Source organism: Sphingobium sp. FG58, assembly GCF_057809055.1.
Map to the genome: position 1 here is coordinate 1 of NZ_JBMDJF010000060.1, position 1,007 is coordinate 1,007.

At 59.0% G+C, this 1,007-nt stretch carries 1 pseudogene; it reads right to left on the minus strand.

Features of this window, described 5'->3' with window-relative positions:
- Positions 1 to 916, minus strand: a pseudogene (locus tag ACODR8_RS19945) (IS630 family transposase); the annotation flags it as partial.
- Positions 917 to 1,007: the final 91 nt, after the last annotated feature.

Genomic DNA, 1,007 nt, shown 5'->3' on the forward strand with positions numbered 1-1,007 from the left:
TGCCAGATATTTTCGACCGGGTTGAGTTCAGGACATTTTGGCGGCAACGGAACGATGCTGATATTATCGGGTACTTCCAGCTTCCCGGTCATGTGCCATCCGGCCTGATCCATCAGCAGCACGCCGTGGGCACCTGGTTTGATAGCAAGCGATATCTCCGCCAGGTGCAGCGACATGGTCTGGGTATTACAGAAGGGCAGGACCAAGCCAGCGCCCTTGCCAAGCTCAGGGCAGATAGCGCCGAAGATGTAGGCTGATTTGGTCCTCTGATCCTTGGGCGCTGAAGGCCGGGTGCCGCGCCTGGCCCAGCGACGGGTGATCTTGTTTTTCTGGCCGATACGGGCCTCGTCCTGGAACCATACCTCTATGGGCGTGTCGCCCGGGAGGGCGGCTTTGATCTTTGCCAGCTCGGTTGCAAAGCCCCCTTTTTGAAGTCCTCCATCGCATATTCGTTCTGGGCATGGTGACGTGGGCGTGCCGTCAATTTGACATAGCCCAGCTTTTTCAACTCTCGCCCTACGGTCGTTTCCGTCAGAGAAACCCCAAATTCGTCATGAAGCCACCGCGCCAGGTCGATCAGCCGCCAACGCACAACTCCATGGATCGCTGGTATCGGTCCACTTTCAACGACCTCCGCCAGCGCTTGGCGCTGGATATCATTCAGCAAGGGCGGCTTGCCTGGGGCCTTGCCGTCAAGGAGACCGGCTGGACCTCGGGCGTTGAACCGCACCACCCAATCCCGCACGATCTGCAGGGTCACTCCGCCGATGCGCGCGGCATCGCTGCGGTTCGCGCCATCATAGATTTCCGCCAAAGCTAGCAGTCGGCGTCCCTGGTTCGCGCTCTTCGTCGTCCGCGCCAGTCGCCTCAAGCCCGCTGCATCAAAGTCGTCTCGCAATCCAATCGCTGCACCCATGACAATGCCCTCCAACCCGAAGACATAGATTCATAGTTTCGCCGCTTTGGGAATCCCCCACGTGAGTCAGCATCACGGACGGATGGTATTA